General features: G+C 40.0%; 2 protein-coding genes. Both read right to left on the minus strand.

Features of this window, described 5'->3' with window-relative positions:
• Positions 1–378: 378 nt before the first annotated feature.
• Complete coding sequence (locus RAC86_RS38785; protein ID WP_377886967.1) at positions 379–966, minus strand: thymidine kinase; 588 nt, start codon at positions 964–966, stop codon at positions 379–381.
• 88 nt (positions 967–1,054) lie between these two features.
• Positions 1,055–1,255, minus strand: a complete 201-nt coding sequence (gene rpmE, locus RAC86_RS38790; RefSeq protein WP_003151132.1) for a 50S ribosomal protein L31 — start codon at positions 1,253–1,255, stop codon at positions 1,055–1,057.
• Positions 1,256–1,283: the final 28 nt, after the last annotated feature.

Consider the following 1,283-nt stretch of genomic DNA (forward strand, 5'->3'; position numbering starts at 1 on the left):
CCTTTATTTAAAGTAGGAATAGATAAAACTTCTTTTCCTCTAAGAGTTGTTTCTAAGTGGCCTTCTTTCGTTTTTTTTATGTTATTCAAGCAAATCTCCTTCTTTCTTGAAATAGTTAACCAAGTTAAGTAATAACCCATCTAAAATATGACCGATCATGATCTTTATGCGACTTTGTGACAATTATTCGAACAATGTCTCAAAACTATTTACATTACGTAAGCTATTGTATGCCTGTCAAAATCAAAATTCAAGGGAAGAAAATTACTTAATTTTTTAATATACTTATTTAAATTTTTTAATTGAGTATTATCAGAATATAAAAAAAACACCGGTGTTTTTAGCCGGTGCATTCTATCTTTATACCCATGTTTTGGACTATTTTTTAGATTTACCTGGGACTTCGTGATGATGTCTGCATCTTGCTTCATATGATTCAGATGCACCAACCAAAATGACCGGATCATCGTAAGAAGCAGGTTTGCCGTCAATGAGGCGCTGTGTTCTGCTCGCCGGTGATCCGCAAACAGAACAGACGGCTTGCAGCTTTGTCACACTTTCCGCAATCGCCATGATATTCGGGACGACACCGAACGGCTCTCCCCTAAAATCCATATCAAGGCCTGCTGCTATCACACGGTAGCCTTTATCGGCAAGAGATGATAAAACCTCAACAATTTCCTGATCAAAAAACTGCACTTCATCAACCGCAATCACATCTGTACTTTCACAGATGTGATCCCAAATGTCCGCAGCAGACGAAATGGCATAGCTCGTCATCGATGTTCCATTATGGGAGACAACAGCAGCTTCGCTGTATCGGTTATCAATTACAGGCTTAAATACCTTGACTTCCTGCTTGGCATAAGTTGCTCTCTTCACTCTTCTGATCAGCTCTTCAGATTTCCCCGAGAACATGCTGCCGCAAATCAGCTCAAGCCACCCGCTTTGTTTCATTATGTACATAGGCTTCGCTCCCCTCTCTCTGCCAGCTGTGTTTTAGACAATATAAAAAACAGGCAAGACTGCTGCTTGCCTGTTGAGAAATCTATTATTACTTAAGACCGTATTTTTTGTTAAAGCGATCAACACGACCATCAGCAGAAGCGAATTTTTGACGGCCAGTGTAGAATGGGTGGCATTCAGAGCAAATCTCAACGCGTACCTCTTCTTTTACTGAGCCTGTTTCAAATTCATTTCCGCAAGCGCATTTAACTGTTGCTTTTTTGAAATTAGGATGAATTCCTGCTTTCATTGTATCCATCTCCTTCCGCCCTGAATCC

The organism is Bacillus sp. LR_5, assembly GCF_042709275.1.

Coding starts and splice junctions, on each gene's coding strand:
- rpmE (WP_003151132.1), bottom strand. CDS start 1,255: ATGAAAGCAGGAATTCATCCTAATTTCAAAAAAGCAACAGTTAAATGC.
- RAC86_RS38785 (WP_377886967.1), bottom strand. CDS start 966: ATGTACATAATGAAACAAAGCGGGTGGCTTGAGCTGATTTGCGGCAGC.